Source organism: Polaribacter vadi (assembly GCF_018861005.1).
Lineage (GTDB): Bacteria > Bacteroidota > Bacteroidia > Flavobacteriales > Flavobacteriaceae > Polaribacter > Polaribacter vadi_A.
In genome coordinates, this window is record NZ_JAHKQL010000004.1 from 200474 (window position 1) to 207839 (window position 7366).

Annotated in this window: 6 protein-coding genes; 2 read left to right on the forward strand and 4 right to left on the reverse strand. The window is 29.0% G+C overall.

All coding sequences use genetic code 11. From position 1 onward, the window contains the following. Positions 1-35: 35 nt before the first annotated feature. From KO506_RS03545 to KO506_RS03560, 4 genes are all read right to left on the reverse strand, one after another. On the reverse strand, positions 36-1373 hold the full coding sequence (locus tag KO506_RS03545) for a deoxyguanosinetriphosphate triphosphohydrolase (RefSeq protein ID WP_215993514.1): 1338 nt from the start codon (positions 1371-1373) through the stop codon (positions 36-38). A 53-nt stretch (positions 1374-1426) separates the two neighbouring features. Then, a complete protein-coding gene (locus KO506_RS03550) occupies positions 1427-1951 on the reverse strand; it encodes a TlpA family protein disulfide reductase (protein ID WP_215993515.1) in 525 nt (174 codons plus the stop codon). 98 nt (positions 1952-2049) lie between these two features. After that, positions 2050-4440 carry a ribonucleoside-diphosphate reductase subunit alpha gene (locus KO506_RS03555; RefSeq protein WP_215993516.1) on the reverse strand — a complete coding sequence of 797 codons (2391 nt, stop codon included), beginning with the start codon at positions 4438-4440 and terminating at the stop codon, positions 2050-2052. Between the two features lie 141 nt (positions 4441-4581). After that, positions 4582-5553: a ribonucleotide-diphosphate reductase subunit beta gene (locus tag KO506_RS03560; RefSeq protein ID WP_215993517.1), complete on the reverse strand. Its 972-nt coding sequence runs from the start codon at positions 5551-5553 to the stop codon at positions 4582-4584. A 397-nt stretch (positions 5554-5950) separates the two neighbouring features. On the opposite strand from KO506_RS03560, the gene KO506_RS03565 reads away from it, so the two are divergent. Next, a complete protein-coding gene (locus tag KO506_RS03565) occupies positions 5951-6142 on the forward strand; it encodes a cold-shock protein (protein WP_015481089.1) in 192 nt (63 codons plus the stop codon). Positions 6143-6239: 97 nt separating this feature from the next. Continuing rightward, the gene (locus KO506_RS03570; protein WP_215993518.1) at positions 6240-7259 is read left to right on the forward strand and encodes a COX15/CtaA family protein; all 1020 of its coding nucleotides are present in this window, start codon (positions 6240-6242) and stop codon (positions 7257-7259) included. The last annotated feature ends 107 nt before the right edge of the window (positions 7260-7366 follow it).

Consider the following 7366-nt stretch of genomic DNA (forward strand, 5'->3'; position numbering starts at 1 on the left):
TTAAATTTTAACGTTTCGTTAATAAACTATAATAATTAAATAATATTACCTGTTAATTTTTTGTGCATTCTAATTGCATAACTGTCTGACATTCTAGAAACATAGCTACAAACCTGCATTATTCTATCATATAAACACTCACTTTCTAATTGATATTCTTTAGGCATTAAATTAAGTACCAATTTGTCAAAATTAGATTGATTACCATCAAACTTATTATTTAAGGCATAAACAAAAACATTTAATAAATCTGCAATTATTTTATAACCTGCAACTTCTTTTTCTACAACCTCATTGCTTTTATAAATTTTATCGATACTAATTTTAATAATATCGTTTATTTGTGCTTCGTATTTGCATTTATCAAGTAAAGATTTTTCAAAAGACCCGCTTAAAATAGCTTCTTCATTTGCTAAAAATATGGCTACAGCTTCATTAATTAAAACACCAATTGCTAATGCTCTTAAATAACTTACCCTATCTTTTTTGTATTGTAAAGAATGGTATTTTTTACTGTCAATAGTATCTTTTACTAGCTTAATCATATACTCTAAAGCATAATCTTCATCAATTAAACCAAGGTTTATACCATCTTCAAAATCGATAATAGTGTAACAAATATCGTCTGCGGCTTCTACTAAATATGCTAAAGGATGTCTGTAAAAAGAGTTATTTTCTAACGATTTAGGTTTCATTCCTAATTCTTGCACCACATCTAAAAACTCATTTTTTTCTGATTGAAAAAAACCATACTTTTTATCAACTATATGACTTGTTGGTTTTTTAGGTAAACTTTCTTTTGGATATTTTAAAAACGCGCCCAATGTTGCATAACTTAAACGTAAACCACCAGAAATACCTTCTCTAGATTCTGTAAGAATTTTAAATCCGTTTGCATTACCCTCAAAATCTATTAAATCTTGATACTCCTTTGCTGATAATTGGTCTTTGTATTTAGCACCATTTCCTGTTTTAAAATACTCGCCAATAGCTTTTTCTCCTGAATGCCCAAAAGGTGGATTTCCAATATCATGAGTTACAGATGCTGCAGCAACAATGGCTCCAAAATCATTAAAAGTATAACCTAAATTCACCAAATTTGGATGACGTTCTAACAACACTTTACCTACTCTTCTACCCAAAGTTCTACCAACAACAGAAACTTCTAAACTATGTGTTAAACGTGTGTGTACAAAATCGGTTTCTGATAATGGTATTACCTGTGTTTTATCTTGTAAACTTCTAAATGCTGATGAAAATATGATTCTATCAAAATCTACATCAAACCCTAAGCGTGTTTCATCTTGTGCTATTCTTGGTCGTTTTTGTGTATCACCAAAACGTTTTAAAGAAAGGAGTTGTTCCCAATTCATTTATTTCTTAATTTACTAATGCAAAACTCATAATTTGAGTTCAACATTTTATTTTATTTATTTTCACTTACTAATTCTAATGAAGTAATTAATTCTTGAAAAGAATTTAACTTCTTTAAGATTACTCCTTCATCATTTATATATAAATAAGTTGGAAAAAGTTTGATTTTATAATCCGTTTTAATTTCATTTTCTTGAGAATATTGATTATAATTTTTCCAATTATATTGATGTTTATTGATATAACTTATCCAATTTTCAAGGTTCCTATCAATAGAAACACCAATAACTTCTATGTTATTTTTAGCAAGTAAATTTTGATGCTCTTTAATTTCCTGATGTTGTTTTACACAAGGAGGACATTCTAAATACCAAAAATCTAAAATATATTTTTTGCCTTTTTCTAATTCAATTTTTTCTTGCTGATTGTTAAGAGTATTAAACAAATAGTTATCAAAATTTATTTGATTTAAATTAATACTATTTTCTTTTTCGATGATGATATCGTTTTGTTTTATATCATTTTTTTTACAAGAATAAAAAGACAAAAAAACAAATAAATATATTATTTTTTTCATTTTTCGAAAATACAAAAAAAGAGAAGTATTTCTACTTCTCTTTTTGTCAATCTATAATATTAAAATTCTGCATAAAGCTCAATGTAATAACCTTTTATTTAAGAACCACACATTTCGCAATCATCTGGCTCTGCATTTCTAGAAGCGTCTACCATTGCTTTAAATTCTGCAGCACTCATTGGCTTTTCTATTTCTTCTTTTTTCTTTTCTTTAGAAACTGTAAACTGAATTGCATTTACTGCAGATTTTGTTCTTAAATAATACATTCCTGTTTTTAAGCCAGATTTCCAAGCATAGAAATGCATTGATGTTAATTTACCATAATCTGGATCTTTCATAAACAAGTTTAAAGACTGAGATTGATCAATGAAATAACCTCTATGACGTGCCATATCAATAATATCTTTCATACTCATTTCCCAAACAGTTTTGTACAATTCTCTTAATTCTGCAGGAATTTCTTCTATATGCTGTATAGAACCATTTGCACGCATAATGCTTTCTTTCATATCATTATCCCACAAACCTAATTCTACTAAATCTTCTAGTAAATGTTTGTTTACTACAATAAACTCACCAGATAAAACTCTTCTTGTATAAATATTAGAAGTATAAGGCTCAAAAGCTTCATTGTTTCCTAATATTTGAGATGTAGATGCTGTTGGCATTGGTGCAACTAACAATGAGTTTCTAACTCCATGTTTCATTACGTTTTTACGTAATTTATCCCAATCCCAATTTCCACTTAATTCATCATCTTTAACTCCCCACATATTATACTGGAATTCTCCTTCTGACATTGGAGATCCTTTAAATGTAGAATATGGTTCTTTTGCTTTTGCAATTTCCATAGATGATGTTACAGCTGCAAAATACATTGTTTCAAAAATATCTTGATTCAGTTTTTTTGCTTCTTCACTTGTAAAAGGCAAACGTAAATTGATAAATGTATCTGCTAAACCTTGTATACCTAAACCTACTGGTCTGTGTCTAAAGTTAGAGTTTTCTGCTTCTTTTACAGGATAAAAGTTTGCATCAATAACAGTATCTAAATTACGAGTTACTTTCTTAGTTACATCGAATAATTTTTTATGATTAAAGTATTTTTCTCCATTTTCTCTTTCAGAAACAAACATTGGCAATGCAATAGAAGCCAAGTTACATACAGCAACTTCATCTTTTGCAGTGTACTCCATAATTTCTGTACATAAGTTTGACGAACGAATTGTACCTAAATTTTTCTGATTAGATTTTCTGTTTGCTGCATCTTTATACAACATATATGGTGTACCTGTCTCAATTTGAGATTCTAAGATTTTCTCCCATAATTCACGAGCTTTAATGGTTTTTCTTCCTTTACCTGCAGCCTCGTAACTTGTGTACAAACGTTCAAATTCTTCGCCATAAGTATCAAATAAATGCGGACATTCATGAGGACACATTAAAGTCCATTCAGCATCATTTTGAACACGCTCCATAAATAAATCTGAAATCCACATGGCATAGAATAAATCTCTTGCACGCATTTCTTCTTTACCATGGTTTTTCTTTAAATCTAAAAAATCGAAAATATCTGCATGCCAAGGTTCTAAATACATTGCAAAAGATCCTTTTCGTTTTCCTCCTCCTTGATCTACGTAACGTGCAGTATCGTTAAAAACACGTAACATTGGTACAATACCATTAGATGTACCATTTGTACCAGCAATATAACTACCTGTAGCTCTAATATTATGTAGAGACAAACCTATACCACCTGCAGATTGAGAGATTTTAGCGGTTTGTTTTAATGTATCGTAAATACCTTCTATACTATCATCTTGCATTTGTAATAAAAAACAAGAAGACATTTGTGGTTTTGGAGTACCAGAATTAAAAAGAGTTGGTGTTGCGTGTGTAAAATATTTTTTACTCATTAACTCGTAAGTAGCAATTGCTTCATCAATATCATTTTTATGAATACCTATAGAAACACGCATTAACATATGTTGTGGACGTTCTGCAATCTGGCCATTTAACTTTAATAAGTAAGAACGCTCTAATGTTTTAAAACCAAAATAATCGTAATTAAAATCTCTGTTGTAGATAATCGTAGAATCTAATTTTTCTTTATTGTCTTGAATAATTTTATAGACATCATCTGCCAATAAAGGTGCTTTTTTTTCTGTACGTGGATTTACATAGAAATATAAATCATCCATAGTATCAGAAAAAGATTTCTTTGTATTTTTATGTAAGTTAGAAACAGCAATTCTTGCAGCTAATCTTGCATAATCTGGGTGAGCAGTTGTCATTGTTGCAGCAGTTTCTGCAGCTAAGTTATCTAATTCTGAAGTTGTTACTCCATCATAAAGACCTTCTATAACACGCATTGCTACTTTTACTGGGTCAACAATTTTGTTTAAGCCATAACACATCTTTTTAACTCTAGCTGTGATCTTGTCAAACATAACTGGCTCTCTCTTGCCATCTCTTTTTAATACAAACATAATTTAGATTTACGATTTAATTATTTACGATTATTCACTAGTTATTACAGCCAACAAAAACTCCAAATTTTGGAAGGCTCTTTTTTATGATATACTTATTTAAGTATTTATTATTTACTGATAGAAAAGATTCTTTAAATCTTAAAAATCTGAATCGAAACTGATACTTCCAGTTCCACCAGATTTTACACCAGCTTTTTGATATTCTGACACTCTTTTTTCGAAGAAATTTGTTTTTCCTTCTAAAGAAATCATTTCCATAAAATCGAAAGGATTTGTAGCATCATACACTTTTTCACATCCGAATTCTAACAACAATCTATCTGTTACAAATTCTAAGTACTGTGTCATTAAACGCGCATTCATACCTATTAAACTTACTGGTAATGACTCTGTCACAAATTCTCTTTCAATATTTAAAGCATCTACAATAATTTCTTTTATACGTTCTGGTGCTACTCTGTTAACCATATGGTTATTATGTAAATGCACTGCAAAATCACAATGCATACCTTCATCTCTAGAAATTAACTCGTTAGAAAACGTTAAACCTGGCAATAAACCTCTTTTCTTTAACCAAAAAATTGAACAAAATGCACCTGAAAAGAAAATACCTTCTACTGCTGCAAACGCAATTAAACGCTCTGCAAAAGAATCTGATTCGATCCATTTTAAAGCCCAATCTGCTTTTTTCTTTATGGCAGGAAAAACTTCGATAGCTCTAAATAATTGATCTTTTTCTACTTCGTCTTTTACATAAGTATCAATTAATAAAGAATAGGTTTCTGAGTGTATATTTTCCATCATTATTTGAAATCCGTAGAAAAACTTAGCTTCAGAATATTGCACTTCATTTACAAAGTTTTCTGCTAAATTTTCATTTACAATTCCATCTGATGCTGCAAAAAATGCTAAGATGTGTTTAATAAAATAACGCTCATCATCAGTTAACTTGGTAGTCCAATCTACAATATCTGAATGTAGATCGATTTCTTCAGCTGTCCAAAAACAAGCTTGTTGTTTTTTATACCATTCCCATAAATCGTTATGTTGAATAGGAAAAATAACAAATCGATTGTTATTTGGTTGTAAAATTGGCTCTTGTTTAGACATTATTGTGAAAAATTTGAGTGTTTATGAATGTTATTTAATCGTTAAGAACGACCTCTACAAAGATTGGATTTTTTACTAAAAAAAGAAAGCCCTACTTATTCACAAAACCCTTGAAGTTTTTAACAAAAAGAAACTTTTAACATATTTTATGTGATTTTTTTAAAAATATTAAACACTGATTTACAGCTACTTAAAATACTAAAAGCTTTCTAAAGCCTACTATTGCTGACATTCTTAAAATGATTTTTTATTTGAACTTTTTACATCAAAAAAGAATCATCAAAATAAAAATATATTCTAAATAATCTTATTGATAATTATTTAAAGCAAAGAATTGTAAAACTTACTACATATAATCTTATATTTGTGGTATTATTAACATTTATTATATATCAAAGTGAAAAACGGAACAGTAAAATTCTTCAACGAATCTAAAGGATTTGGATTTGTAATTGAAGACGGTTCAAAAACAGAGTATTTTGTACACGTATCAGGATTAATTGACGAAATTAGAGAAGGTGATGCAGTAGAATTTGACCTGAAAGAAGGTAGAAAAGGTTTAAACGCAGTAGACGTTAGAGTTATCTAATTATATTATTTAGAATTTTTTTACATAAGACACAAGTCGCTTAATTTATTTTAAGCGACTTTTTTTTGCCGTATTTTTGCAAAAACATTTTTTTTTGATGAAAACAAGATTTCCTAAAATTGTTCAAATTTCTATAATATCTCTTTATCTTATTTTTTTAGCTGGTTCTGTAGTTAGAATGACAGGCTCTGGAATGGGTTGCCCTGATTGGCCTAAATGTTTTGGCTATTACATACCACCAACTTCTGAAGAACAAATTACTTGGAAACCAAATACTGAATTTAAAAAAGGTTTTATCATTATTAAAGATGAGGTTTTATTTGTTGCTGAAAATGATTTAAAAACATCTTCTGAATTTAACGCGAATAATTGGGCTAAATACACCAAACACGATTATAATAAGTTTAATAAATATCACTCTTGGACAGAATACATTAATAGATTAACTTCTGTTTTAGCTGGTTTTGTATTTCTATTTTTAATTTATGGAGCCACCAAATTCTGGAAAGAAAACAAAACAATTACTTACTTATCTTTTGCAGCTTTCTTTTTAATGCTTTTTGAAGCTTGGTTAGGAAAAACAGTGGTAGACACTAATTTAACTCCCGCAATTATTACAATTCACATGGTAATTGGCTTAATTATCATTGCCATTTTACTAAAGTTAAAATTTATTCTTTCTGACAAAAAAACTTATAATTACAACTCAACTTTTAATAAACTATTAATTGTTTCTGTAATTTTCTCTTTGATACAAATTGCAATGGGCACACAAGTTAGGCAGTTTATTGATGAGCAAGTAAAACTTTTTGGTTTCGAGAACAAGAACTACAGTTTAATGGAACCTAGTTTTAAATTTTACTTTCATAGATCTTTTACTATTGCTATTTTGCTAGTAAACTTTGGGATGTTTTACATCAATCAAATAAAAAAGTTAGGCTATAAATTAGTTAATTGGATTATCTTTTTACTATTCTTAGAAACCTTAACTGGTATTTTAATGTATTATGCTGAATTCCCTTTAGGCACACAAGCTACACATTTATTAGCAGGCGCCATTTTATTTGGATTACAATTTTATTTATGGTTGCAAAGCAGGAGAACTGTTAAGGGGTAGCAGTTAGCAGTTAGCAGTAGCAAAATAAATTTAAAGTCGAAAATCAAAGAAAAAAACAACTCTTTTTACCACACCAAAACACTGAACACTGAATACTGAATACTGAA